The following is a 23,815-nucleotide window of genomic DNA, read 5'->3' as shown; positions in this document are numbered from 1 at the left end:
TAACCGTGAGCACGCCCGAGGAACTCCGTCCCCAGCCGGTGGACGTCCCCCTGATCCAGATCGGTGCGCCCGCCCAGGGCGGCGGCTGCGGCGACGACTGCGGCTGCGGCGGCGAGGAGGTGTACGAGTGCGGGCTCGACCCCGCGCTCGCCGCCCTGCTCGCCGAGTCGGGCCTGGACCCCGTCCAGGTCGAGGACATCGCGCACCTCGCCATCGAGGAGGACCTGGACGGCGGCGTGGACGTCACGTCGGCGGCCACCGTCCCCCAGGACGCCGTCGCCACCGGCGACTTCACGGCCCGCGAGGCCGGCACGGTCGCGGGCCTGCGCGTCGCCGAGGCGATCCTCTCCATCGTCTGCACGGAGGAGTTCGAGGTCGAGCGGCACGTCGCGGACGGCGACCGCGTCGAGGCCGGCCAGAAGCTCATCAGCGTCACGACCCGCACCCGCGACCTGCTGACCGGCGAGCGCAGCGCGCTCAACCTGCTGTGCCGCCTGTCCGGCATCGCGACCGCCACCCGCGCCTGGGCCGACGCCCTCGAAGGCACCGGCGCCAAGGTCCGCGACACCCGCAAGACTACCCCGGGCCTGCGCGCCCTGGAGAAGTACGCGGTCCGCTGCGGCGGCGGCGTCAACCACCGCATGTCCCTGTCGGACGCGGCGCTCGTCAAGGACAACCACGTGGTCGCGGCCGGCGGCGTCGCCGAGGCCTTCAAGGCCGTACGCGACCGCTTCCCGGACCTGGCCATCGAGGTGGAGGTCGACACCCTGGCCCAGGTCACCGAAGTCCTGGACGCCGGGGCCGACCTGATCCTGCTCGACAACTTCACCCCGGCCCAGACGGCCGAGGCGGTCGCCCTGGTCGCGGGCCGCGCGATGCTCGAATCCTCGGGCCGCCTCACCCTGGCGAACGCCGCCGAGTACGCCGCCACCGGCGTCGACTACCTGGCGGTGGGCGCCCTCACCCACTCCTCGCCGATCCTGGACATCGGCCTGGACCTGCGCGAGGCCGGAGAGGGCCGGGCCTGATGCTGCTCACCATCGACGTCGGCAACACCCACACCGTGCTCGGCCTGTTCGACGGCGAGGAGGTCGTCGAGCACTGGCGGATCTCCACCGACGCCCGCCGCACCGCGGACGAGCTGGCCGTGCTGCTCAACGGCCTGATGGGCACCCACCCGATGCTCGGCGCGGAGCTCGGCGACGGCATCGAGGGCATCGCGATCTGCGCGACCGTCCCGTCCGTCCTGCACGAGCTGCGCGAGGTGACCCGCCGTTACTACGGCGACGTCCCCGCGATCCTGGTGGAGCCGGGCATCAAGACGGGTGTGCCGGTCCTGACCGACAACCCGAAGGAGGTCGGCGCCGACCGCATCGTCAACTCGATCGCCGCCGTCGAGCTCTACGGCGGCCCGGCGATCGTCGTCGACTTCGGTACGGGCACGACGTTCGACGCGGTCAGCGCGCGCGGCGAGTACATCGGCGGCGTCATCGCCCCCGGCATCGAGATCTCCGTCGACGCGCTCGGCATCAAGGGCGCCCAGCTCCGCAAGATCGAGGTGGCCCGCCCCCGCTCGGTGATCGGCAAGAACACCGTCGAAGCCATGCAGGCCGGCATCGTGTACGGCTTCGCGGGCCAGGTCGACGGCGTCGTCAAGCGCATGAAGCGCGAACTGGTCGGCCCCGACGGCGACCCGGACGACGTCACCGTCATCGCCACCGGAGGCCTCGCCCCGATGGTGCTCGGCGAGGCCGAGGAGATCGACGAGCACGAGCCGTGGCTGACCCTGATCGGCCTGCGCCTCGTGTACGAGCGCAACATCTCGCGCTCCTGAAGCGGCGGCCGGGCGCACCGGGACCCACCCCGACACGCGCCCGGCATCGGCCTGTTAAGCCGATTTTGTCCCTGTAGGACGTATCGTCGCCGCATGCCCACGCCCTACGGATCCCGAGGCGGCATGGCGTTCGGCGCGGACGAGCTGCGTGTGCTCCGACGCGCCCTGGCCATCGCCCTGCACCCCACCGCCGTCAAGGACCAGGACATCAAGGACTGCCTGCGCCTGGCCGACTCCGTGGACGAGGCCGTCCGCGAGACGGACCGGCTGCGTGACTTCCTCCTGGCCGACCTCGCCCGTTACCGTGACGCGCTGCCCGGCTCGCTGCCCGGCTACACCGAGCTGCTCCAGGACGCCCTGGCGGCCGGCTACGCCCCCGGGCCCGAGGACCTGGCCGCCCTGCGCGCGCTGCGCTCCGACCCGGTCTGCGCGGCCCTCCTGGAGCGCTGCCGCCGGATCGCGGAACGCTCGGTGCGGGCCCGCCTGGCCGGCCGCACGGTCACCACCCCGGCCCAGCGCACCCGGCTCCTCACGCTGGTCGACGGAGGCGCCGCGGACAGGGGCAAGGGCAAGGACAAGTCCGTCGAGCCGCGCCCCGCCGCCCCGGCCCGCCCGGCGCCCGCGCACCCCGCGCCGGACCGCCCCGTACCGAAGCCCTCCGAGGTCTTCCCACCGCGCCGCCGGCCCGTGCCCCCGCCGGAAGAACGCAGGGCGGGCTAGCTACTCTGTCGGTATGGACTACGTTTCCGCGCTTCTGCCCCCCGTGGTGATGGCCATCTTCTTCATCGCGCTCGTCGTGACGATCGTGAAGAGCCAGGGTGGTCCGAACAAGGGCAAGGAGGACGCGGCCGTGGACGGCGCGCTCGCCCGCGCCGAGGCCGCCCGGCAGAAGCCCGCCTCTTCCTGACCGCACGGTCCGGACGGCACACACACAGCGGGGGCGCACGGGGTATTTCTCCACGTGCGCCCTTTTTGCTGCGCGCTAACTGCAAATAACCAGCCATTCGCGACATCTCCCACTATGGTGCAGATGTGCCCCGTCAATTGGGAGAGCTGGAAGACGCCGTCATGACCCGCGTCTGGCAGTGGAACCGTCCGGTGACCGTCCGGGAAGTCCTCGAAGACCTTCAGCAGGAACGGTCCATCGCGTACACCACGGTCATGACCGTAATGGACAATCTCCATCAGAAGGGCTGGGTCCGCCGGGAAGTCGACGGGCGGGCCTATCGATATACGGCGGTCTCCACACGGGCCGCGTACGCCGCGGCTCTGATGAACGAAGCCTGGTCCCAGAGCGACAACCGCGCGGCCGCACTCGTCGCCTTCTTCGGCATGATGTCCCCCGAGGAGCGCGAAGCGCTGCGTGATGCCGTGCGCATGGTGCAGGAGCCGGAACCCGAACGCGACCGCGAAGCCGAACACGGATCCGAAGAGTCCCAAGAGGGCGATGCGCCCGGGGACAGTGCGGGGCGATAGCGTCCAGGCATGTCTTATCCCGCCGCAAATGCGGTCACCGTCCGCCGGGCCAGGACCGGCGATGTACCGGCCGTGCGAAGCCTTCTCGATGCGTACGTCGGCGACGGGATCCTGCTCGACAAAGCAACGGTCACCCTTTACGAGTCCATCCAGGAGTTCTGGGTGGCGGAACGCGACTCGGACGCCCGGGTGGTGGGCTGTGGGGCGCTGCACGTCATGTGGGAAGACCTCGCCGAAGTGCGCACTCTTGCCGTGGACCCCGAGTTCCACGGCAGCGGCATCGGGCATCTCGTACTCGGCAAGCTGCTCCAGACCGCCCGCTGGCTCGGAGTGCGCCGGGTTTTCTGTCTTACCTTCGAGGTCGCCTTCTTCACGAAGCACGGGTTCACGGAGATCGGGGAGACTCCGGTCGATACCGTCGACACAGATGTCTACAGCGAGCTGCTGCGCTCCTATGACGAGGGCGTCGCCGAGTTCCTCGGTCTCGAACGAGTGAAGCCGAACACCTTGGGCAACACCCGGATGCTTCTGCACCTGTGATCGGGGAAGCGGCAGGAAGCTGTCGGAACCCTATGTCCGAATCGCGTACGTTTCCCGTGGAGCAAGGATCCTGAACCTCTCCAGGGGGTTTGTGTTTTCCAGGCAAAAGCGGTTTCCTTTCCGCGTACTGCATTTTCGATGAAAGGAAATCCGGTGGCACAGAAGGTTCAGGTCCTTCTTGTCGATGACCTCGACGGTGGCGAGGCTGACGAGACCGTGACGTTCGCTCTTGACGGGAAGAGCTTCGAGATCGACCTCACCACCGCCAACGCGGACAAGCTCCGGGGTCTCCTTGAGCCGTACGTGAAGAGCGGCCGGCGCACCGGTGGCCGCGCGGCCGGCGGTCGTGGCAAGGCCCGTGGCGCGCTGCTCGGTACCGGCAACCAGAACACTGCCGAGATCCGCAAGTGGGCCAAGGAGCAGGGTTACAACGTGAACGACCGCGGACGCGTCCCGGCCGAAATCCGTGAGGCCTACGAGAAGCAGAACGGCTGAGTTCCCGCGTTCCCCGCACCACCTGGGGATTTCGCGTGAAACAACCGGGCCCGGTGGCATTCCGTCGCCGCCGCGGCCACCAGCCTCACGAGGCTGAGGCCCGCGGCGCGACCGCCCGGCAGGGTCCCCGGACCCTGGGAAGCGTCCTTTTCACCGGCACCACCGCACTGAGTGAATCCGGTGAAAGAGGGCAGCCGAGCTTCCACCTCGCACCCGGGCTCGGGGGGCCGCAGCCATACGGCGGCCCCCCGCGAGCCGCCCCATCCCGGCGGCAGGGGTGCGGTGATCCGGCCTCCGGCGCCGACGGCCGTCAGATCGAGGCCGACGCCGCCCCACTCCAGCCAGTCGAGCAGCCCCGGCAGCTCGTCCGCGCTTCCGGCCGCCACGAGCAGCCGCATCCGGTGTCCCGCGAGGGCGACGGGACCCGTCCGCTCGTACCGATTGAGCAGGGCGGATCCGGCGGTCGCCGGGAGTTCCAGGACGTCGAAGCGCAGTCCGGTGAGCAGCTGGACGGGGGGACCCGCGGAAACGGCCCAGCCGAGCTCGCGCTCGTACCACTGCGCGAGCGGGCCATCCAGGGGAGCGCGGGGTGCCGGCACGGTGAAGGCCATGCCCGGTGCAACTGGAGAAACGCAGCGGGGTTACGCTGAGTTTCCGGACGGCTGCGCTCCGTTGTGGAATGCGGGGCGCGTGGGGCTGTGGGTGGGCGCAAGGTTGTTCGCCCGTAGCTTACGGAACCGGGGTGCACCGCATGGAGTGTCGGTCCCGACGGGTAAGACATTCCTAGTGGGGAGGGGCGACACGCTCGTCAGGCGGTCTCACGTTCGCCATCGGCGTACTGGAGACAGGGGTATCTGCCTGGCCTGCGGGAACATCGTCTCGCACCATCGGGTTGGAGCAGTTGTCGGCTGTTCGGGCCGGGAGGCAATGAACGGGTGTCGGCAGTTGGAATGAGCTGTCCCGCCCTGCGGGACTAGCATGCGGAAGGACAGGGAGGGGACCGCCCCCTTACTGCCCGACCGCTCTGAGGAGCGATTAACGATGTTCGAGAGGTTCACCGACCGCGCGCGGCGGGTTGTCGTCCTGGCTCAGGAAGAAGCCCGGATGCTCAACCACAACTACATCGGCACCGAGCACATTCTCCTGGGCCTGATCCATGAGGGTGAGGGTGTCGCCGCTAAGGCCCTGGAGAGCCTCGGGATTTCGCTCGAGGCGGTCCGCCAGCAGGTGGAGGAGATCATCGGCCAGGGCCAGCAGGCCCCGTCCGGGCACATCCCCTTCACGCCCCGTGCCAAGAAGGTCCTGGAGCTGTCGCTCCGCGAGGCCCTCCAGCTCGGCCACAACTACATCGGCACCGAGCACATCCTGCTCGGCCTGATCCGCGAGGGCGAGGGCGTCGCCGCCCAGGTCCTCGTGAAGCTGGGCGCCGATCTCAACCGGGTGCGGCAGCAGGTCATCCAGCTGCTCTCCGGCTACCAGGGCAAGGAAGCCGCCACCGCCGGCGGCCCTGCGGAGGGCACCCCTTCCACGTCCCTGGTGCTCGACCAGTTCGGCCGCAACCTGACGCAGGCCGCTCGCGAATCCAAGCTCGACCCGGTCATCGGGCGCGAGAAGGAGATCGAGCGCGTCATGCAGGTCCTGTCGCGCCGCACCAAGAACAACCCGGTGCTCATCGGCGAGCCCGGCGTCGGCAAGACCGCCGTCGTCGAGGGCCTGGCCCAGGCGATCGTCAAGGGCGAGGTGCCCGAGACGCTCAAGGACAAGCACCTGTACACGCTGGACCTCGGCGCCCTTGTCGCCGGATCCCGCTACCGCGGTGACTTCGAGGAGCGCCTGAAGAAGGTCCTCAAGGAGATCCGCACCCGCGGCGACATCATCCTGTTCATCGACGAGCTCCACACCCTGGTGGGTGCGGGTGCCGCCGAGGGCGCGATCGACGCCGCCTCGATCCTGAAGCCGATGCTGGCCCGCGGTGAGCTCCAGACCATCGGCGCCACCACGCTCGACGAGTACCGCAAGCACCTGGAGAAGGACGCCGCTCTTGAGCGCCGCTTCCAGCCCATCCAGGTCGCCGAGCCGTCGCTGCCGCACACCATCGAGATCCTCAAGGGTCTGCGCGACCGCTACGAGGCCCACCACCGCGTCTCGATCACGGACGAGGCCCTGGTCCAGGCCGCGACGCTGGCCGACCGGTACATCTCGGACCGCTTCCTGCCGGACAAGGCGATCGACCTGATCGACGAGGCCGGCTCCCGGATGCGCATCCGCCGGATGACCGCGCCGCCGGACCTCCGCGAGTTCGACGAGAAGATCGCGGGCGTGCGCCGCGACAAGGAGTCGGCGATCGACTCCCAGGACTTCGAGAAGGCGGCCTCTCTCCGCGACAAGGAGAAGCAGCTGCTCGCCGCGAAGGCCAAGCGCGAGAAGGAGTGGAAGGCCGGCGACATGGACGTCGTCGCCGAGGTCGACGGCGAGCTGATCGCCGAGGTGCTGGCCACGGCCACGGGCATCCCGGTCTTCAAGCTCACCGAGGAGGAGTCCTCGCGGCTGCTCCGCATGGAGGACGAGCTGCACAAGCGCGTCATCGGCCAGAAGGACGCCATCAAGGCGCTCTCGCAGGCCATCCGCCGTACCCGTGCCGGCCTGAAGGACCCGAAGCGCCCCGGCGGTTCGTTCATCTTCGCGGGCCCGTCCGGTGTCGGTAAGACCGAGCTGTCCAAGACGCTCGCCGAATTCCTCTTCGGCGACGAGGACGCGCTGATCTCCCTCGACATGTCGGAGTTCAGCGAGAAGCACACGGTTTCCCGCCTCTTCGGTTCGCCCCCCGGTTACGTGGGTTACGAAGAGGGCGGCCAGCTCACCGAGAAGGTGCGCCGCAAGCCGTTCTCCGTCGTCCTCTTCGACGAGGTCGAGAAGGCCCACCCCGATATCTTCAATTCCCTGCTCCAGATTCTGGAAGACGGTCGCCTGACCGACTCCCAGGGCCGGGTCGTGGACTTCAAGAACACGGTCATCATCATGACGACCAACCTCGGGACCCGGGACATCTCCAAGGGCTTCAACCTGGGCTTCGCCGCCCAGGGCGACGTCAAGACCGGCTACGAGCGCATGAAGGCCAAGGTCAACGAGGAGCTGAAGCAGCACTTCCGCCCCGAGTTCCTCAACCGTGTCGACGACACGGTGGTCTTCCACCAGCTCACCGAGGAAGACATCATCGAGATCGTCGACCTCATGATCGCCAAGGTGGACGAGCGCCTCAAGGACCGCGACATGGGCATCGAGCTCAATGCCGAGGCCAAGTCGCTGCTCGCCAAGAAGGGCTACGACCCGATCATGGGCGCCCGGCCGCTGCGCCGGACGATCCAGCGGGAGATCGAGGACATCCTCTCCGAGAAGATCCTCTTCGGTGAGCTGCGCCCCGGTCACATCGTGGTCATCGGCACCGAGGGCGAGGGTGAGGACAAGAAGTTCACCTTCCGCGGCGAGGAGAAGTCGGCACTGCCCGACGTCCCGCCGATCGAGGACGCGGCCGCAGGCGGCGCGGGTCCGAACCTGAGCAAGGAGGCGTAGTCCTCTCAGGAGGCCTTGCCCGAAGGGGCTGCCCCGGCTCGTACGTTACGTACGGACCGGGGCAGCCCCTTTTTGCCGTCCCGGTGGAGCTCTTCAACTCGGCTGACTGATCAGGGGAGTTCGGGTGGTGGCGGGCCGCCGTTGACCGTGACCGTCAGGCCCGGGCGGCGCAGCAGGGCGGCCGGGTTCCAGGAGCCGGCCTGGACGGTGCCCACCGCGAGGTCCACCGTCGTCAGCGCGGGGAACACCGCGAGGACCGCGCCGAGGTCGCCGTCGGAGTTGGCGAGCCACAGGTCGAGGTGGCGCACGCTGGGCAGCGGCGCCACCCCGGCGAGGGCCGCCACCGAGCTGAGCGCGACGCCGAGCCGGGTGATGCCGGGCCGCCCGCGTACGTACGTGAGCAGTCGCCGGGTGGTGGCCGAGGAGGAGGGGGCGAGCTCCAGGTAGCTGAGGGCGGGCCAGCGGCTCAGGGCGTCGAAGCCCGCGACCTGGTCGGCCTCCAGGTGCAGGGTGGTGACGCCGCTCAGGACCGGCAGCTGGGCCAGGTGCAGGTCGGTGCTGCTGCCGAACAGCAGGGTGCGCAGCGCGGGGAGCTCGCCGAGCGGGGACAGGTCGACCTCCTGGGCGGACACGTCGAGCAGTCCGAGCGAGGTCAGCCTGGGCAGTCGGGCGAGCTGGGTGAGGTCGCGCAGGCCCGAACCCCGCAGCACCTCCAGGTCTTCGAGCCGTTCCGTGCTGTCCCGCAGGAACGCCAGGTCGGTGAGGCTCTCGCAGCCGTTCAGGCGCAGGGCCGCCACTTTCCGGCCGCGCAGCGCCGTGTGCAGCTCGTCCGCGGTGAGGTCGGGCGGCACGGTGATCCACAGGCGTCGGGCGTCGGGGACGTGCGGGAGCTGGGCGAGCTGCCAGCGGGTCTCCACGTGCAGCCGGGCCTCGCGCAGGTCGAGGTGGGCGAGGACCTCGCGGGCGTACCGCTCGGCCGGGTAGCGCGACCACTCGGTGGCGAACAGGTCGACCGCGTCCGGGTGGGCCGCGGACCAGGCGCGGGCGTGCTCGATGGACTCCGCGTTGCCGACCCGGTTGATGAGCCCCACGACGTTCGCCAGCGCTTCGGGGGGTGTCTCGCGCGGGGCCGGCAAGTGGCCCAGGACGGTCGGGCCGAGCCGGGCCAGGAGCGTGACGGTCTCCAGGTCGCGGGGCGGGAGCAGCGCCCTGATGTGCTCGCGGACCCGGCGGGCGGTCGTCTCGTCGAGGTAGGCGGCGTGCTGCGCGCAGCGGGCCGCGAGGACGTGGATCTTCGCCTTGTCCTGGTGGCTGTGGCGGCGGGAGCCCGCGTCCAGGAGGCCGTTGATGAGGACCGGCCGGTCGCGGCGGCCGCAGTGCCCGGCGGCGAGCAGGATCACGTCCTGCCACTGCTGCTCCTCGGAGGCGTGCCGCAGGAGCTCGCCCAGGTGGCCGTCCTCCACGAATTCTTTGGCGGCGAGGAAGTCCTGGAAGGTGCGGTGGGTGAACTGGAAGACGTCGTCGGCCCGTTCCTGGAGCAGCCCGCTGCGGTTGAGCAGATGCCGCAGTACGTCCTCGGGGGTGCCCTGGCCGCGTACGTTCTCCATGCCCGACAGGGCACGCTTGAGCTGGCGCAGCGCCTGGTCGCGGGAGAACTCCGACTGGCCCTCGCGCACCAGCCACACCGCGATCCGCTGGAGCAGTTCGGTGCACTCGTCGGCGCTGATCTGGATGCCCTCGGGCGCCTCCACCTTGCGCTGCTGGTCCCGGTTGCCGAGCAGCATCCGCAAGGCCGCCTCGTACAGCTTCCAGCGGGTGTCAGGCAGGAAGCCCTGGCGCAGCCGGTGCAGGGCGCAGATCACCGCGCACAGCAGGGGAGTACGGGCCAGGCCCCGCAGGGCGCTGTTCTGCTTGAACTGTTCGGACAGGTCGCGCTCCAGCTCGTCCAGGTCCTCGTGCGGGCCGCTGTCGAGCCGGGCCGCGCGGTGCCAGGCGGCGATGAACGCGGTGATGTCCTCGTCGTTCATCGGGAGCAGCCTGAGCTCCTCGAAACCCGCGTACTTGAGCCAGTCCGGCTCGACCGCCATCGGCCGTACCGTCACCACGCAGCGGGTGCGCGGATAGCGGTCCAGGAGGGCGGCGAGCCAGCGGTGCGCCTCCTCGCGGTCCTCCTGCGGCACCTCGTCCAGGCCGTCCACCAGGAGCAGCGCCTGCCCGGTCTTCAGGACGCGCCCGGCCCAGCCCTCGGGCGCCGCGTCCACCACCAGGCGTGCCGCGGTGGGGAGTTGGGCGGGCAGCGGGAAGGTGGCGCCCTGGGCGCGCAGGGTGCGCAGCGGCACCACGAACGGGACGAGCGCGTTGAGGTCCGCGAGCCCCGGCCCCAGCCGCCCGGCCGCCGCGTGCGCCGCCAGCCACCACACCAGGGTGGTCTTGCCGGCGCCCGCCTCGCCCCGGATCAGGACCCGGGGCCGGGAGGCGAGCAGGGTGTCGATGCGCTGCGGCGCGCTGTCCATCAGGGGACGGCCGGCCTGCGGCGGCTCGGTCGCCTTGGGTCTGGCCTCCAGGCTGAGGTAGGCGGTGTCGAGGTCCCACTCGGAGTCCCGCTTGTTCAGCTCGTCCAGGCCGAAGATCTTCGTCTTGCGGTACGAGGCGCCGATGGCCTCCGCGTACTCGTGCTCGTAGCGCTGGTCCTCCGGGGGTACGCCGGTGACCAGTTCGAGGCTGGTCACCGCGGTCAGCGTCGCGAACGCGGCGCGGAAGCCCTCCGAGGCGAAGATGCCCCGCAGCGGCACGCACACCACCCGGCGGTGGCCGCGCCCGCGCGGGATCTCCTTGACCAGGCCGAGCAGGGTCGCCGCCGCGAACAGCGGCGCGCCCGACAGGCCCGCGAGCGGCGAGCTGCCGTCCGTGCGCTCACTGGCCGGGGGCCGGTGCAACTCGCAGACCAGGTCGTCGCGCAGACTGCCCGCGACCGGCAGGACGGTGCCGACGAACTGGTCGTAGTCGAGGTGGTGGTCCGCGCCGTAGCGCTGGATGTCGGGGAAGCCGATGATCTCGCAGCCGGGCAGCGACTGCGCGGTGTCGACGGTGCCGAGCCGCAGAAGGCCGGGAAGCAGCTCCTCGTCGCTGTAGATGAGCGCCGCGTCCAACGCGTCGTCCTGCCAAAGGACTTGGGCCGTCACCTCGCCTATGGAGGGGTGGGCGAGCCGGACCGGCGGGGCGCCCACCAGATTGTGCGCACAGGTCAGCACCAGCCACGGGGACACGATGACCCCGCTGCCCTGGCGCCCGTCGGACAGCACGGCCACGACCCGGTCGGCGGTCGTGGGCGGCGACGTACTCACCGCGGCCCGGTCCCGAAGCCGCCCCCGGGCCGGTCGTTGCCGACCTTCCAGGCGGAGCCGTCGGTCGCGGCGTGCGGCTTCAGGGTGAACGACACCTTGTGTGTACGTCCCGTACTGCGCCCGGCGTCGGCCCTCGCGTCCACCACCCAGGCCCGGACCTTGAGGCCGCCCTTGAACTCCCTGCGGAGTTCCAGCGTGAACTCCATCTGGATGTCACCGAGTTCGAAGACCAGCGGCTGCCCGGTGGCCCGGGCGGCGGCCTCGGTGAGCTGATCGCGCACGGACTCGATGGCGTCGGCCAGCTCGATCCCGTCGAATGCGTGCGTGTCGTCTTCGTGCCTGTCGTCGGTCATGGTACGACCCCCTCGCCTCGCCTCAATTCTGGCTCTGCGCAAGGGAGTTGGGACAGAGTCGCGGGCGTTGTTAAGGCTCTGTGACGGGTTGCCTGGGAATATTAGGTTGCCGCCTAATGGTCCTAGCATTAGCGTCCTGTGGCATGAAGGCCGTAACCGAGCGGGACATCCGCGCATCGTTCATCAACTGCTCCAAGGGCGAGGCCGCGCGCCTGGCCGTGCCGCGCGAGCTGGACGTCCGCCCCTGGGACGACCTGGACTTCCTGGGCTGGCGCGAACCGTCGGCCCCGGACCGCGCCAACCTCGTCACCGAACACGCCGGAAGACTCGTGGGCGTGGCCCTGCGCTACCCCTCCCGCCGGCGGGGCCTGCTCCAGCGCAGCATGTGCTCGGTCTGCCTGACGACGCACTCGGGGAGCGGGGTGTCGTTGATGACGGCCCGGCTCGCCGGGAAGGCGGGGCGGGAGGGCAACTCGGTGGGGATCTACATGTGTACGGACCTTGCGTGCCCGCTGTACCTGCGGGGGAAGAAGGTGCCGGAGGGGGTGGGCGGGCGGTTCGAGGAGTCGCTCACGTTGGAGGAGCAGGTGGGGAGGGCTGCGGCGAATCTGGGGGCGTTCTTGGGAAGAGTCGGCCTTCCCTCGTGATCCATACGTTCGGGTCCAGGGCGTCGACGCCGTGCAGCTCGCCGACCCGGGACTCGAAGTCCAGTGTTGTCAGGTGGGCGGCCCCGGCCAGCGGGGTGAGGTCGGCCTCCGCCATGTCTTCGCGGACGATCAGCGCCTCCACGCCGGGGAAGAGCCCGGGGATCCGTTCCAGAGCGGACTGGGGCGTACGCCCGTAGAGCAGGATCACGCTGGGGGATTCGAGGCGGGCCGAAGGTGGGGCCAGGCTTGCCGACCGACCGGAGACCGCCAGCATGTCGAGGTGGGGCAGCTGGGCGAGGGCGGCCCAGTCGGCGGAATTCTTCGGGCTGTTCGCGGGGCCCAGGTAGAGCGAGTTCAGGGCCTCGAAGCGGCTGATGCCGCCGAAGCCGTCGGCGGGCCGTGTCGTCCGGGTGAGGACGAGCATCGTCAGCGGCGCCCGGGGCGGCAGATCGGCCAGCGTCCACACCCAGTCGCTTCCCTCAAGGGTGAGGCGCTCCAGCTGGTTCAGAGCCGATAGCGGACCCGGGGCGAGGCCGTGCATCGCGTCCAGCGCCAGCGTACGCAGTGGAAGCCCCGCCAGGTGCGTGAGGTCGGTCAGGTGCGGACATCCGTCGACCGTCAGATCGGTCAGCGCATCCTGGCCCTCCAGGAACGACAGGTCCCGGATGGTCTCGTTGTCGCGGAGCTTCAGGCCCCTCAGCCGGGCCTGCGCCGTGTACGCGCGGAGCGCCTTCGCCGGCAGGTCGTTGCGGGCGTCCAGGAGGGGGCGGGTGCCCATCGCCCGCAGGGCTGCCAGCTGTTCCTCCGACATCGCGCAGAAGTACAGGTCGGCCGGGTCCAGGCGGGCGATGACCTCGTCGGCGTACTGCTGGGTGTCGAACCGGTGCCAGGCCCAGGTGAGTTGGGAGCGGACCCCGATCGACGGGTGCCGTGTGAAGCGGGCCATGAAGGGGACGGCGCGCTCGGAGCCGGTGTGCGAGGCGGCTGTCACGACGTGTTGGGCGGTGTCGGCGTCCAGCCTGTCCGGCCCCGGCAGCAGGTCCAGGATCAGCGGGCCCGCCTGGGCGAGCGCCCGCGCGGCGCGGGAGGTGGCCGGGGGGATGAGCCCGGCGGTGCGCCGCTCGACCTCGGCGCGGACCCGGGGGTCGAGCTCTGCCGCGTGCTCCAGACAGGTCGCGGCCAGCAGATGCACCCGCATGCGGACGGCCACGGACGGGTGCTCGTCGCCGAAGTCGAGCAACTCCCCGAACAGCTCCCGCCGTTCACGCGGCCGCGCATGCGCCACCGCCATCCGTACGACGTCCTCCCACTGATCGTCCGCCGCGTGCTGGACGAGCTCGCCCCAGGCGCCCTCGTCGACCGCCGCTCGCGCGCCGAGGAAGTCCTGGAAGGTGCGGTGCACGAACTCGACCGCGCCGGGGCCCGGTTCCCGGAGCAGGCCGCTGCGGTGCAGGAAGTGGGTGTAGACGGCCGCCGCGTCGCCGATGCGGGCGATCTCGGGGACCGCGGGCAGGAGCTCGCCGATGATCTGCTCGGCGCGCGAACGGTCCATCTCGGTGCGGCCGTTGCGGATCAGCCAGTACGCGATCCGCTGAAGCAGCTGGAGCTGGGGTTCCTCGCGCAGCTCGGGCAGGTCGCCCATGCTGCGTTCGCGGTCCCGGCGGGTCAGGAGCATGGTGAGGGCCGCGTCGTACAGGTCCTTCCTGCCGTACGGGAGGAAGCCCCGGCGGTCCCGGTGGAGGGCGCAGATCAGGCCGCACATCAGCGGGTTGGTGGCGAGCCGGCCGAGGTCGGGCTTGGTGCGTACGGAGTCCAGGAGCTGTGCCTCGTACGCCGCCAGGACATCGTCGTCGATGCCGGTCCGGGCGGCCCTGTGCCAGCGGCCGATGAACGCGGCCACGCCCGACGGGCTCATCGTGGACATGGTCAGCTCCGCGAAGTCCTCGGCGCCGAGCCAGTCCTCCCGTACGGCCGAGGGGCGGGAGGTGACGAGCCAGCGGTTGCCGGGGAAGGCGCCGAGGAGGTCGCCGAGCCAGGCGCGGGTGCGGGCGCGTTCGGCGTCGGGGATCTCGTCGATGCCGTCCACCAGGACCAGGCCCCGGCCCGCCGCGAGCACCCGGGACTCCCAGCCGGGCGGCTGCTCGCCGGCCAGAGGGGAGCCGACGGCGGCGAGGAAGTCCTTGGGCGCGGGCAGCCGTTCGCCGTGCCGGGTCAGGGTGCGCAGCGGCAGTACGAAGGGGATCCGGTCGCGCAGATACGTCATGCGGCCGTCCGGGTCCGTGTCGCCCGGCCGGGCCGCGCTGACGGCGAGCCACTGCACCAGGGTGGTCTTGCCGGAGCCCGCCTCGCCGCGCAGCAGCACGCGCTCGCGATCGGCGAGGGCCTGGTCGGCGGGCATCGGCAGGGACGGAAGCGGCTCCTTCACCACGCCCGGGAAGCGGTCGGAGCGGACCCGGGAGGCGAGCAGCCCGGGGTGCTGCTCGTAGCGGGTGGCGGAGGTGCGCAGCTGCTCGGCGAGCTCGGCGCGCGGCGCGACGGCGGTGGCTTCCAGGCTCAGGTAGGCGGCGTCCAGGGGCCAGGTGCCGGGGGAGTTGGTGAGATCGATGCCGTAGATCGTCAACTTGCCGTGCTTGCGGGCGACATGGGCGAGATAGCGGCGCTCGAACTCGGCGTCGTGGGCGTCGGCGCGCGGAGTGCGGGCGATCAACTCGTCCATTTTGGCGTCGAGTTGAGCCTGTCGACGGCTCTGGTGGACGACCGTGGCCGGGACGAACGTGGTGCGCTGGGTGAAGAAGTTCAGAATGTGCCGACAGGTGGCGAGCAGCAGGCGCTCGTAGAAGTGGGTGGCGTCGGCGGAGAGGTGGCGCTCGGGGCGCTCGCCCGCCCGGCGCAGTTCGCGGGCCAGCGCCTCGGGGCCGAGATCGACGGCCTCGACGTCACTGAGTTCCAGCTCGCCGAGCGCGTACAGGGTCGAGGTGAGCGCGTCCACGACGGCCTGTTCCTCGTCGGCCGGGATGGGCTGCTCGCCGGTGCGCAAGCCCTCCTTGACCAGGGCGGCCGCGAGTTTGCGCAGGTCGGGCTCGGCCAGGGTGCGTTTCTCGCCGCGGAACGAGACGTACGAGGAGATGCGGACGGGGCGGTCCACGAGACCGGCGCCCGTCCCTTCGCTCACGAAGAGCTTCTTCACCAGGGGGGTGACGGCGGTCGTGGCGAGCCTGAGGGCTAACTGCGCGGGGTCCACGGGGCGAAATCCTAGGCGCTGCGTTCGGGGCGGGGGCGGGTATTCGACTGCGGGCCGTCGTGGGCTGGTCGCGCAGTTCCCCGCGCCCCTTTGGAGGGGCGCCGAGGTTGCGGGGCCTTGGTCCTTGAAGGGAGGGGCTTATGGCCCGGTGGCGGTGATAAGGCGCACAGGGGGTTTGGGGGGTACTACGAGGCTTAGGAGGTGTTCGGCGGGGGTTTGGGGTATTCCCGGGCTGATCGTTACGGCTTTCGTTAGTAGATGGGCGTTTTGGGTGGGGATGGGGGCTCGGGTTACCAAGGTGGGGCGACCCGGTGTGCCGTTCTGCGTGCCGGGTTCTCGCTTGCCGCCCGGCCTCGTTCGGCGGCCGCCCCTGTTGTCGTACGGAAGAGCTCCCGCATGCCCCAGCGCACCTCGCTCAAGCCCGCCCGCCCGTCCGCGTTCCGTCTGCGCGCCGCGGCCGTGACCGCCGTCGCCGCGATGGGCGGCGCCGCCCTGCTCGGTACGGGTGTCGCGGTCGCCGACGAGGTGAACGCCGCTCCGCTCGCGACCGCCTCCGCCACCACGAACGCGATCGCCGGGCAGGCCAAGGCGCAGGCGAAGGCGGCCGCGGCGAAGCAGGCCAAGGCCGCCTCCTGGGTGCACCCGGTCGCGCGCTACACGCTGAGCGCGAGCTTCGGCCTGGGCGGTTCGATGTGGGCGAGCAAGCACTCGGGGCAGGACTTCGCGGTGCCCAGCGGTACGCCCGTCTCCGCCGCGCACGCCGGCACTGTCGTCAAGGCCGGCCCGGTCGGCGCCGGTGACGGACCCGCCTACGGCAACGCGATAGTGATCAAGCACGCGAACGGCACGTACTCGCAGTACGCCCACCTGTCGCAGATCAACGTACGCACCGGCCAGAGCGTGGCCACCGGCGAGCGCATCGCGCTGTCCGGCAGCACGGGCAACTCCAGCGGCCCGCACCTGCACTTCGAGATCCGTACGACGCCGAACTACGGCTCGGCCGTCAACCCGGTCGCGTTCCTGAAGACGGTGGGCGTGACCGTCTGACCGCCTACGTGCGGCTGTTGTGGTGGGCCTGGACGACCAGGTCGCCCGCGACTTCGAGGATGCTGGTGCGCTTCTCCTCGGGGTCGCCTTCCATGTCTTTGAGGACGAACATCCCGGCGTGCATCGAGAACAGCGCCGTGAAGCAGCGGATGCGGTCGGACATCGCGGCGTCCGGGTCCTTGAGCAGGTCGACCATCGCGTGCATCCGCTCCTTGAACATCTCACCGATGCTCAGCTCGCGCATGGTCGCCTGGTTCTCCTGCATGAACCGGAACAGCGGCTCCGCCCCGATCAGGGCCTCGCTGTAGCGGCGCAGGATCTCCAGCTTCACGTCCAGCGTCTTCGGCTGCGTGCGGCCCCACTCGATCACCTCGTCCATGGGCCTGGTGAGGTCCTGGAAGAGGCTGATGATGATGTCTTCCTTGGTCTTGAAGTGGTAGTAGAGCGCTGCCTTCGTCACGTCGAGCCGCTCGGCGATCTCGCGCAGCGAGGTCTTCTCGTACCCCTGCTCACCGAAGAGCTCCAGGGCAACGTCCTGGATCCGCTGGCGGGTGTTTCCTCTGGCCATGCCGCTCTCCCGAATGCGTACGGCCGCCGTCCCCCGGCGGCCGCGCCGTTTGTCATTTACTTACTTGACGCCCGGCAAGTTGGGGTCTACCTTCCCCAGTGTAGTGGTAACTAGCCGGGCGACAAGTAAGTGCCTCGCCCGGTGGACAGCGGGCTTCAGGGAGTTGGGGACGATGGCGACGGGGATACCGGACGGGACGGCGGCGGAGGCGGGGGTGAGCGACGCGCCACAGCCCCGCAGCGTGCGGGTCGTCCTGCTCGCGCTCATGATCGCGATGCTGCTCGCGATGCTGGACAACATGATCGTGAACACGGCGATGCCGACGATCGTGGGCGAACTCGGCGGGCTTGAGCACCTGTCCTGGGTGGTGACCGCGTACACCCTGGCCACCGCCGCGTCCACGCCGATCTGGGGCAAGCTCGGCGACATGTACGGGCGCAAGGGCGCCTTCCTCACCTCCATCGCGGTCTTCCTGCTCGGCTCCGCGCTCAGCGGCATGGCGCAGGACATGTCCCAGCTCATCGGCTTCCGCGCGGTCCAGGGCCTCGGCGCGGGCGGCCTGATGGTCGGCGTCATGGCGATCATCGGCGACCTGATTCCGCCCCGGGACCGCGGCAAGTACCAGGGCATGATGGCCGGTGTCATGGCGCTCGCGATGATCGGCGGCCCGCTGGTCGGCGGCGCCATCACCGACCACCTCGGCTGGCGCTGGACGTTCTACATCAACATCCCGCTCGGCGCGGTCGCGCTCGCCATGGTCACCGCCGTACTGCACCTGCCCAAGAAACGGGCGCGCGGGCGGATCGACTACCTCGGCACGATTCTGCTGACCGTCGGCATCACCTCGATCGTCCTGGTCACCACGTGGGGCGGCTCGCAGTACGCCTGGGGCTCCGCGATCATCATGGAGCTCATCGCCCTCGGCGCGGCTTCGATCGTCGGCTTCCTCTTCGTCGAGACGAAGGCCGCCGAGCCGATCGTGCCGCTGCACATCTTCCGCAACCGCAACTTCTCGCTGATGTCCGGGATCGGCTTCCTCACCGGCTTCGTGATGTTCGGCGCGATGCTGTTCCTGCCGCTGTTCCAGCAGTCCGTGCAGGGCGCCTCGGCCACCAACTCCGGCCTGCTGCTGCTTCCGATGCTGCTCTCGATGATGGTCGTCTCGCTGATCGCGGGCCGGGTCACCACCAACAGCGGCAAGTACAAGATCTTCCCGATCCTGGGCGGCGCGCTCGTCGTGGTCGGCCTGTTCCTGCTCTCCACGATGGACACCACCACGACCCGGCTCATGTCCGGTGTCTACATGGCGGTGCTCGGCGCGGGCATGGGCTTCCTGATGCAGATCACGATGCTGGTCGCGCAGAACAGCGTCGAGATGAAGGACATGGGCGTCGCCTCGTCCTCCACGACGCTCTTCCGTACGCTCGGCTCGTCCTTCGGCGTCTCGATCATGGGCGCGATCTTCACCAACCGGGTGGGCGACGAGATGACGCGCCGCCTCGGCTCGGCGGCCTCCTCGGGCGCGGGCAAGCTGGCCAACGCCCAACTGGACCAGGCGAGCCTGGCGAAGCTGCCGGCTCCGGTGCGCGAGGCGTACCAGTACGCGGTTGCCTCCGGTACGCATGGAACGTTCCTGGTCGGTTCGGTCATCGCGGTGGCCATGTTCGTGGCGGCCCTCTTCGTGAAGGAGGTCCCGCTGCGGGGCTCCGCCCCGGCCCCGTCGCCGGAGAAGTCCGCCCCGGCGGACGCGGCGGCCCTCTCGGAACCGGTCGCTTAGGGTCCGCCGGCCCTGGGGCTCCGCCGTCAGGATCGGCGGGGCCCGCACCCCGACGCGCTTTCCCACTCTCCGCCCGTGCGGGGTGGGGAAGCGTTTTTCGTGCGGGCTCAGGCGGAGGTGCCCTCGTCTCCTGCGAACAGGCTGATGATTCCGGCGGGGGCGTTGGCGCCGAAGACGAAGTCGATGGTGTCGTGGGCGGCGGTAGCCGCCTTCCGGCTCCGGGGGAACATTCTGCTCTCGTAGTCGGCGAGGGCCCGCTCGATGTCGTCGGGGTGGGCCGCGATCGCCGTACCGAGCTCGGCGCCGTCGAGCATCGCGAGATTGGCTCCGTCTCCTCCGGGGACGGTCGCGTGTGCCGCGTCGCCGAGGAGCGTGACGCCGGGGACCCGGTCCCAGCGGTGGTCGTCCGGCAGCTCGTAGATGCTACGCAGGACCGGTGCGGACTCACCGTCGGTGATCAAGGCCAGCAGTTCCGGTGCCCAGCCGTCGAACTCGGCCGCCACCCGCGCCCTCGCCGCCGGGGCGTCGGTGAAGTCGATCGCGTCGAACCACTCCACGGGACGGTGCAGCACGACGTAGGTGTGGACGACGCCGCCGGCCTCGCGGTGGGCGAGGAATCCCCTGCCCGGGACCAGGGCGTACAGGGCGCCGTTCCCGACGAGCCCGGCCACCCGCGGGTGCGCCGTGTCGACGTCGTGAAGGTAGGTGTCGACGTAGCTCATGCCGGAGTACACCGGCCGCTCGTCCGACAGCAGCGCCCGCACCTTGGACCAGACCCCGTCGGCGCCCACGAGGACGTCGGACACGGCCGACGAGCCGTCCGCGAACGACACCCGGTGCCGTCCGTCTCCGACGGGGGCCGCCGAGACGAGCTTCTTGCCCCAGCGCACCGTGCCGGGCGGCAGTGCTTCGAGCAGGATCCGGCGGATGTCGCCGCGCAGCGTTTCCGGCCGGGCCAGGGAGCCGTCGTCCGGCCGGTCGACGACCACGCGCCCCTGCTCGTCGACGACCCGCCGTGCTCCGCCGCCCCGGTGGATGATCGAGCGGTACTCCTCGGTGAGCCCGGCCATCTCCAGGGCGAGCTGGCCGTCTTCTTCGTGGAGGTCGAGCTGTCCTCCCTGGGTGCGGGAGCCCGCGGAGTTCTCCGCCTCGTAGACGGTGGCGGGGATGCTGTGGAGGTGCAGGATCCGGGCGAGCGTGAGTCCGCCGAGGCCGGCGCCGATGATCGAGACCGAGGTCGTCATGGTGATTCCTTATCGAGTCGGTTCGCCTTCCAGTCTGTGACGAACATTGTTCTATCAACGAGCATTGTTCGTCAACGGGTAGAGTGGCGCCGTGGCAGGACGACGGGCAGCGCGTGACGCAATCTCCCGGGACCAGTGGGCGGCGCTGATCTCGGCCAGGAACGCCGCCTCGGAAACCGGAGCGCGCCGGGCTCCCGGCCGGGAGAAGACCCCCATCACGGTGGAGCGCATCATCGACGCCGCGCTGCAGGCCGTGGAGGCGGGCGGTTTCGAGGACCTGACGATGCGCACGGTGGCGGCCGGGCTCGGGACCGGCCCCGCTTCGCTGTACGCGCACGTGCGCAACAGGGCGGAGCTCGGCGACCTGCTCATCGGCAGGCTGTGCTCCCGGGTCGCCCTGCCCGCACCGGACCCCGCGTGCTGGCGGGACCAGTTCATGGACGTGTGCGCACAGCTGCGCGATCAGTTTCTGCGCTACCCCGGCATCGCGCAGGCCGCCCTCACCGTGGTGCCCGCCGATCTGGCGACCCTGCGGGTCGGCGAGGGGATGCTCGCGATCCTGCTCGCCAGTGGCGCGCCCGCCCGACAGGCGGCCTGGGCCAGCGACGCGGCCTTCCTCTACATCACGGGCTACTGCCTGGAGGCATCCGCCGCCCGGCGGCAGAGCGAGGACGCCGACGGCCGTGCGATCGACCCCGCCGAGATCGAGGAGCGGCTCCGGATGCTGCCCCCCGACCAGTTCCCCCATACCGTCGCCCATGCGAGGGAGCTCACCGCGGGCACCGGACACGACCGCTTCACCTTCACCCTCACCCTGCTGCTGCAGGGGCTGGTCCCGCAGCCACGGGCGTGAACAGGCTCAGGACGAGGGTTGTCGCGCCCTGCCGCCCTCGCGGCTGCCCCGCGTGAAACCCGCGGCGGGGTCCAGGGGCCGCAGGCCCCGGGGGGTCTGGGGCGGAGCCCCAGGAACCACCTTTCGACTCCCTGTACGGGCGGGTGGGTGGGCGGCCCCCCGGGTCTGGGGCGGAGCACCGGGGCGCCTTTCCACCCCGGGTGATCAGCGGGCCCCGGAGCTACCCCGCCTCCTCCAAGCGGCGCCGATGGCCCGGGGCCTCCGCCGCCACCGACAGGCCAAGGAGCAGCGCTGCCCCCGCCAGCACCGCCGAGACCGGGGCCCGGCCCGCCCAGGGGACCAGTCCCGCGATCAGCAGCGCCGCCGCCAGGCGGAGGCGTACCACCGGATCACGTACGCCCGTGAAAGCCGCCCGTACCGCCGCCGTGGACAGCAGGAACAGCGCCACCCCGCCCAGGATGCACAGCGCGAGCGCGGTGGTCAGGCGGCTGGCCGAGCCGACGACCGCCGTGCCCACCGCACCCCCCGCCACCGCGAGCCCGAGCTGCACCGGCAGGTGGCCCAGAACGTAGATGTGCAACAGGCGCGGATTGCCCGCGAGTTCGGCGTGCGCGCCCGGCCGGGTCCCGCTCGCGCTGAAGTAGGACCACCACAGGCAGGCGCACAGCGCGAACGCCGCCGCTCCCGTCACCATCGCCGAGCCCGCCGTCCGCGCCTGGACCAGCCCGTTGGTGAAGCCCAGGACCGACTCGCCGAGCACGATGATCGTGAAAAGACCGAAGCGTTCCCGCAGGTGCTCGGTGTGGTGCGGGGCCCGCGCGATCCGGCGGCCCGAGAGCAGCGGAATCGCCAGGTCGACCGCCATCCCGCCGGCCCAGATCCCGTACCGCGCCGCCCCCGTCGGCGCAAGCAGCGCGCCGCCCGCCCAGAACAGCGCCGAGAACGCCGACCCGGTCAGGAAGGAACGCAGCAGAGGAGCCAGCCGCCGGTCGCGCCGGGCCTCCAGGGCGTACAGCGCCGCCACGCCGAGCCGCGCGCCGAGGTACGACAGGGCGAAGCCGGTGTCCGCGCTGTCGGAGGTGCCCACGCTGCCCACGAACACCGCGAGCCCGCACACCGCCGCGAGCCCGGCCATCGTGAGCAGCCGGTGCGAGGTCACGTCCCGGTCCGCGCGGTTGGCCCGCACCGTGTACAGCACCCACGTCCACCACAGCGGAACGAACAGGGCGGCCGCCGCCGCGACCGAGCCGAGCGTCGGCTCGGAGCTGATGCGGCGGGTGATCTGGCCGACGGCCGCGACGAACACGAGGTCGCAGAACAGCTCGAACCAGGTGGCCCGCCGCTCGGCCTCGACCGGCTCGGACGCCTCGGGCCGGTCCGGCGCGGGTATCGGTACGGAATCGGACGGCGGAGTACGTGAGCCCTCATGCATGGTCAACAGTGTTGCCACTGCTGGCCGTTGACGCTCCCCATATGCGCCCCTCGGCGGGCTACACCTGCCGCGCGTCCTTCGTCGGCGGCTGGACCGGGAAGCTGCCCGTGTTCGTCGGCGCGTGTTCGGGGAGCCAGAGCACCGCGATCGCCCCGCCCGTGCCCGGCGCGTGGGGCGCGCCCTCGGGGGCCACGTTGCGGAAGGTGAGCCGGGCGCCGAGCACCTTGGCCTGGCCCGCGGCGATCGTCAGGCCGAGCCCGTGCCCGTTGCCCGCCCGGTCGCTCGACCCCGTACGGAACCGGCTCGGCCCCTCGCGAAGGAGCGCCTCGGGGAAGCCGGACCCGTGGTCGCGGACCCGTACGACCCGGCCCTCCACGGTGACCTCCACCGGCCCCTTGCCGTGCTTGGCGGCGTTGCCGAGCAGGTTGCCCAGGATGCGCTCCAGGCGGCGCGGGTCGGTGGAGACCCACGACTCGTGGACGACGCGCACCTTCACCTCGGGGTCGAACACCGCGACGCGCCGGCTCACGAACTCGCCCAGCGCGATGTCCTGCAGCTCGGCCCGCTCGGAGGCGCTGTCGAGCCGGGCGACCTCCAGGACGTCCTCGACCAGCGTGCGCATGGCCTGCGCCCGGTTGCGCACGAGTTCGGTGGGGCGGCCGGGCGGCAGGAGTTCGGCGGCGGTGAGCAGCCCGGTGACCGGGGTGCGCAGCTCGTGCGCGATGTCCGCGGTGACCCGGCGCTCGGCCTCGATGCGCTCCTGCAGCGCGTCGGTGAGCGCGTCCACGGCGCGGGCGAGCTCGTCGGTCTCGTCGCGTACGACACCGCCGATGGCGTCCCGTACCCGTACCTCCGTATTGCCCTCGGCGACCTTGCCCGCCGCGTCGGCCGCCTTGCGGAGCCTGCGCGAGATCTGGCCGCCGATGAGGATGCCGAGCGCGCAGCCGCCGAAGACGACCGCGACCGAGCCGATGACCAGGGCGCGGTCGAGGTCGGCCATCACATTGGAGCTGCGGTCGGTGAAGGTGGAGTGCAGCGAGAGTACGTCGCCGTTGCCGACGGGCACGGCGGCCCAGATGTCCGGCGGGCCGCTGCCGTGCTCCTGCACCGAGGACACCTTGCGGCCCTGCAACGCCTTGGACTTCAGCGCGGGCGGCAGCGCGGGATCGTTCAGCTTGGTGCCGAAGCGGACCCGCTTGTTGCTGGTCTCGTAGTAGTTCTGCGCGAAGCTGAGCCGCTCCATCTGCACTTCGCGGGCGTTGTCGAGCATGGAGACGCGAGCCGCGTTGTGCACGACGAGGCTCAGCGCCATCACGGTGAGCGCGCCGACCGCCGTGATCGCGATACTGATCTTCCAGCGGACACCGGTCCGCAGGGCCGGGCGCCTCACTTGC

At 70.8% G+C, this 23,815-nt stretch carries 20 protein-coding genes; 12 read left to right on the top strand and 8 right to left on the bottom strand.

The window, feature by feature from the left end:
• The first annotated feature begins 5 nt into the window (after positions 1–5).
• From nadC to ACSHXC_RS17160, 7 genes are all read left to right on the top strand, one after another.
• Positions 6–1,028 (top strand): carboxylating nicotinate-nucleotide diphosphorylase, encoded by a 1,023-nt coding sequence (gene nadC, locus ACSHXC_RS17190; RefSeq protein ID WP_386037608.1) that lies wholly within the window; start codon positions 6–8, stop codon positions 1,026–1,028.
• Positions 1,028–1,834, top strand: a complete 807-nt coding sequence (locus ACSHXC_RS17185; RefSeq protein WP_438292429.1) for a type III pantothenate kinase — start codon at positions 1,028–1,030, stop codon at positions 1,832–1,834. The genes nadC and ACSHXC_RS17185 overlap by 1 nt, the downstream gene beginning before the upstream one ends.
• Positions 1,835–1,957: 123 nt before the next feature.
• On the top strand, positions 1,958–2,554 hold the full coding sequence (locus ACSHXC_RS17180) for a hypothetical protein (protein WP_438296635.1): 597 nt from the start codon (positions 1,958–1,960) through the stop codon (positions 2,552–2,554).
• Positions 2,555–2,567: 13 nt separating this feature from the next.
• Positions 2,568–2,741 (top strand): hypothetical protein, encoded by a 174-nt coding sequence (locus tag ACSHXC_RS17175; RefSeq protein WP_189970753.1) that lies wholly within the window; start codon positions 2,568–2,570, stop codon positions 2,739–2,741.
• A 125-nt stretch (positions 2,742–2,866) separates the two neighbouring features.
• Entirely contained in the window at positions 2,867–3,310 is a 444-nt protein-coding gene (locus tag ACSHXC_RS17170; protein ID WP_344372754.1) for a BlaI/MecI/CopY family transcriptional regulator, read from the top strand.
• Between the two features lie 9 nt (positions 3,311–3,319).
• The gene (locus tag ACSHXC_RS17165; RefSeq protein WP_189970757.1) at positions 3,320–3,850 is read left to right on the top strand and encodes an amino-acid N-acetyltransferase; all 531 of its coding nucleotides are present in this window, start codon (positions 3,320–3,322) and stop codon (positions 3,848–3,850) included.
• Positions 3,851–4,003: 153 nt separating this feature from the next.
• The gene (locus ACSHXC_RS17160; protein WP_053729112.1) at positions 4,004–4,345 is read left to right on the top strand and encodes a histone-like nucleoid-structuring protein Lsr2; all 342 of its coding nucleotides are present in this window, start codon (positions 4,004–4,006) and stop codon (positions 4,343–4,345) included.
• On the opposite strand, the gene ACSHXC_RS17155 is transcribed toward ACSHXC_RS17160, so the two are convergent.
• Entirely contained in the window at positions 4,324–4,956 is a 633-nt protein-coding gene (locus ACSHXC_RS17155) for an SCO3374 family protein (RefSeq protein WP_438292428.1), read from the bottom strand. The genes ACSHXC_RS17160 and ACSHXC_RS17155 overlap by 22 nt on opposite strands.
• 430 nt (positions 4,957–5,386) lie before the next feature.
• Here ACSHXC_RS17155 and ACSHXC_RS17150 point away from each other — a divergent pair, with 430 nt between their 5' ends.
• Positions 5,387–7,915, top strand: a complete 2,529-nt coding sequence (locus ACSHXC_RS17150; RefSeq protein ID WP_114041382.1) for an ATP-dependent Clp protease ATP-binding subunit — start codon at positions 5,387–5,389, stop codon at positions 7,913–7,915.
• 110 nt (positions 7,916–8,025) lie between these two features.
• On the opposite strand, the gene ACSHXC_RS17145 is transcribed toward ACSHXC_RS17150, so the two are convergent.
• On the bottom strand, positions 8,026–11,259 hold the full coding sequence (locus tag ACSHXC_RS17145; protein WP_438292427.1) for an NACHT domain-containing protein: 3,234 nt from the start codon (positions 11,257–11,259) through the stop codon (positions 8,026–8,028).
• Positions 11,256–11,612, bottom strand: a complete 357-nt coding sequence (locus ACSHXC_RS17140) for a trypco2 family protein (protein ID WP_438292426.1) — start codon at positions 11,610–11,612, stop codon at positions 11,256–11,258. Before ACSHXC_RS17140 ends, ACSHXC_RS17145 begins: the two co-directional genes overlap by 4 nt.
• Positions 11,613–11,755: 143 nt before the next feature.
• On the opposite strand from ACSHXC_RS17140, the gene ACSHXC_RS17135 reads away from it, so the two are divergent.
• Positions 11,756–12,259: an FBP domain-containing protein gene (locus ACSHXC_RS17135; protein WP_438292425.1), complete on the top strand. Its 504-nt coding sequence runs from the start codon at positions 11,756–11,758 to the stop codon at positions 12,257–12,259.
• Here ACSHXC_RS17135 and ACSHXC_RS17130 read toward each other — a convergent pair.
• Positions 12,183–15,500 (bottom strand): NACHT domain-containing protein, encoded by a 3,318-nt coding sequence (locus tag ACSHXC_RS17130; protein ID WP_438292424.1) that lies wholly within the window; start codon positions 15,498–15,500, stop codon positions 12,183–12,185. The two genes, ACSHXC_RS17135 and ACSHXC_RS17130, sit on opposite strands and share 77 nt — an antisense overlap.
• A 396-nt stretch (positions 15,501–15,896) precedes the next feature.
• Between ACSHXC_RS17130 and ACSHXC_RS17125 the strand changes: the two genes are divergently transcribed.
• A complete protein-coding gene (locus ACSHXC_RS17125) occupies positions 15,897–16,547 on the top strand; it encodes a M23 family metallopeptidase (RefSeq protein ID WP_438292423.1) in 651 nt (216 codons plus the stop codon).
• 4 nt (positions 16,548–16,551) lie between these two features.
• Here the strand turns inward: ACSHXC_RS17125 and ACSHXC_RS17120 are convergent, their stop codons facing one another.
• The gene (locus ACSHXC_RS17120) at positions 16,552–17,115 is read right to left on the bottom strand and encodes a TetR/AcrR family transcriptional regulator (protein ID WP_438292422.1); all 564 of its coding nucleotides are present in this window, start codon (positions 17,113–17,115) and stop codon (positions 16,552–16,554) included.
• A 172-nt stretch (positions 17,116–17,287) separates the two neighbouring features.
• On the opposite strand from ACSHXC_RS17120, the gene ACSHXC_RS17115 reads away from it, so the two are divergent.
• On the top strand, positions 17,288–18,892 hold the full coding sequence (locus tag ACSHXC_RS17115; protein WP_438292421.1) for an MDR family MFS transporter: 1,605 nt from the start codon (positions 17,288–17,290) through the stop codon (positions 18,890–18,892).
• 107 nt (positions 18,893–18,999) lie between these two features.
• Here ACSHXC_RS17115 and ACSHXC_RS17110 read toward each other — a convergent pair whose 3' ends face one another.
• Positions 19,000–20,136, bottom strand: coding sequence for an FAD-dependent oxidoreductase (locus tag ACSHXC_RS17110; protein ID WP_438292420.1), 1,137 nt, complete (start codon positions 20,134–20,136; stop codon positions 19,000–19,002).
• A 91-nt stretch (positions 20,137–20,227) separates the two neighbouring features.
• On the opposite strand from ACSHXC_RS17110, the gene ACSHXC_RS17105 reads away from it, so the two are divergent.
• Complete coding sequence (locus ACSHXC_RS17105; protein ID WP_438292419.1) at positions 20,228–20,989, top strand: TetR/AcrR family transcriptional regulator; 762 nt, start codon at positions 20,228–20,230, stop codon at positions 20,987–20,989.
• Between the two features lie 220 nt (positions 20,990–21,209).
• Here ACSHXC_RS17105 and ACSHXC_RS17100 read toward each other — a convergent pair whose 3' ends face one another.
• Together ACSHXC_RS17100 and cseC are read right to left on the bottom strand one after the other, a co-directional pair.
• Entirely contained in the window at positions 21,210–22,421 is a 1,212-nt protein-coding gene (locus ACSHXC_RS17100; protein WP_438292418.1) for a low temperature requirement protein A, read from the bottom strand.
• A 58-nt stretch (positions 22,422–22,479) separates the two neighbouring features.
• Complete coding sequence (gene cseC / locus ACSHXC_RS17095; protein ID WP_438292417.1) at positions 22,480–23,811, bottom strand: two-component system sensor histidine kinase CseC; 1,332 nt, start codon at positions 23,809–23,811, stop codon at positions 22,480–22,482.
• Between the last annotated feature and the right edge of the window lie 4 nt (positions 23,812–23,815).

Origin of the sequence: Streptomyces sp. HUAS TT7 (assembly GCF_051550175.1) — a bacterium.
In the GTDB taxonomy this organism is placed as follows: domain Bacteria; phylum Actinomycetota; class Actinomycetes; order Streptomycetales; family Streptomycetaceae; genus Streptomyces.
This window is presented reverse-complemented; position numbering and strand designations above follow the sequence as displayed.

What these genes read in the sequence shown, in the direction of transcription:
- ACSHXC_RS17135 (WP_438292425.1), top strand. Translation starts at nt 11,756, where the DNA reads ATGAAGGCCGTAACCGAGCGGGACATCCGCGCATCGTTCATCAACTGC.
- ACSHXC_RS17120 (WP_438292422.1), bottom strand. Translation starts at nt 17,115, where the DNA reads ATGGCCAGAGGAAACACCCGCCAGCGGATCCAGGACGTTGCCCTGGAG.
- ACSHXC_RS17155 (WP_438292428.1), bottom strand. Translation starts at nt 4,956, where the DNA reads ATGGCCTTCACCGTGCCGGCACCCCGCGCTCCCCTGGATGGCCCGCTC.
- ACSHXC_RS17175 (WP_189970753.1), top strand. Translation starts at nt 2,568, where the DNA reads ATGGACTACGTTTCCGCGCTTCTGCCCCCCGTGGTGATGGCCATCTTC.
- ACSHXC_RS17100 (WP_438292418.1), bottom strand. Translation starts at nt 22,421, where the DNA reads ATGCATGAGGGCTCACGTACTCCGCCGTCCGATTCCGTACCGATACCC.
- ACSHXC_RS17150 (WP_114041382.1), top strand. Translation starts at nt 5,387, where the DNA reads ATGTTCGAGAGGTTCACCGACCGCGCGCGGCGGGTTGTCGTCCTGGCT.
- ACSHXC_RS17125 (WP_438292423.1), top strand. Translation starts at nt 15,897, where the DNA reads ATGCCCCAGCGCACCTCGCTCAAGCCCGCCCGCCCGTCCGCGTTCCGT.
- ACSHXC_RS17140 (WP_438292426.1), bottom strand. Translation starts at nt 11,612, where the DNA reads ATGACCGACGACAGGCACGAAGACGACACGCACGCATTCGACGGGATC.
- ACSHXC_RS17110 (WP_438292420.1), bottom strand. Translation starts at nt 20,136, where the DNA reads ATGACGACCTCGGTCTCGATCATCGGCGCCGGCCTCGGCGGACTCACG.
- ACSHXC_RS17165 (WP_189970757.1), top strand. Translation starts at nt 3,320, where the DNA reads ATGTCTTATCCCGCCGCAAATGCGGTCACCGTCCGCCGGGCCAGGACC.
- ACSHXC_RS17115 (WP_438292421.1), top strand. Translation starts at nt 17,288, where the DNA reads ATGGCGACGGGGATACCGGACGGGACGGCGGCGGAGGCGGGGGTGAGC.
- ACSHXC_RS17185 (WP_438292429.1), top strand. Translation starts at nt 1,028, where the DNA reads ATGCTGCTCACCATCGACGTCGGCAACACCCACACCGTGCTCGGCCTG.
- ACSHXC_RS17180 (WP_438296635.1), top strand. Translation starts at nt 1,958, where the DNA reads ATGGCGTTCGGCGCGGACGAGCTGCGTGTGCTCCGACGCGCCCTGGCC.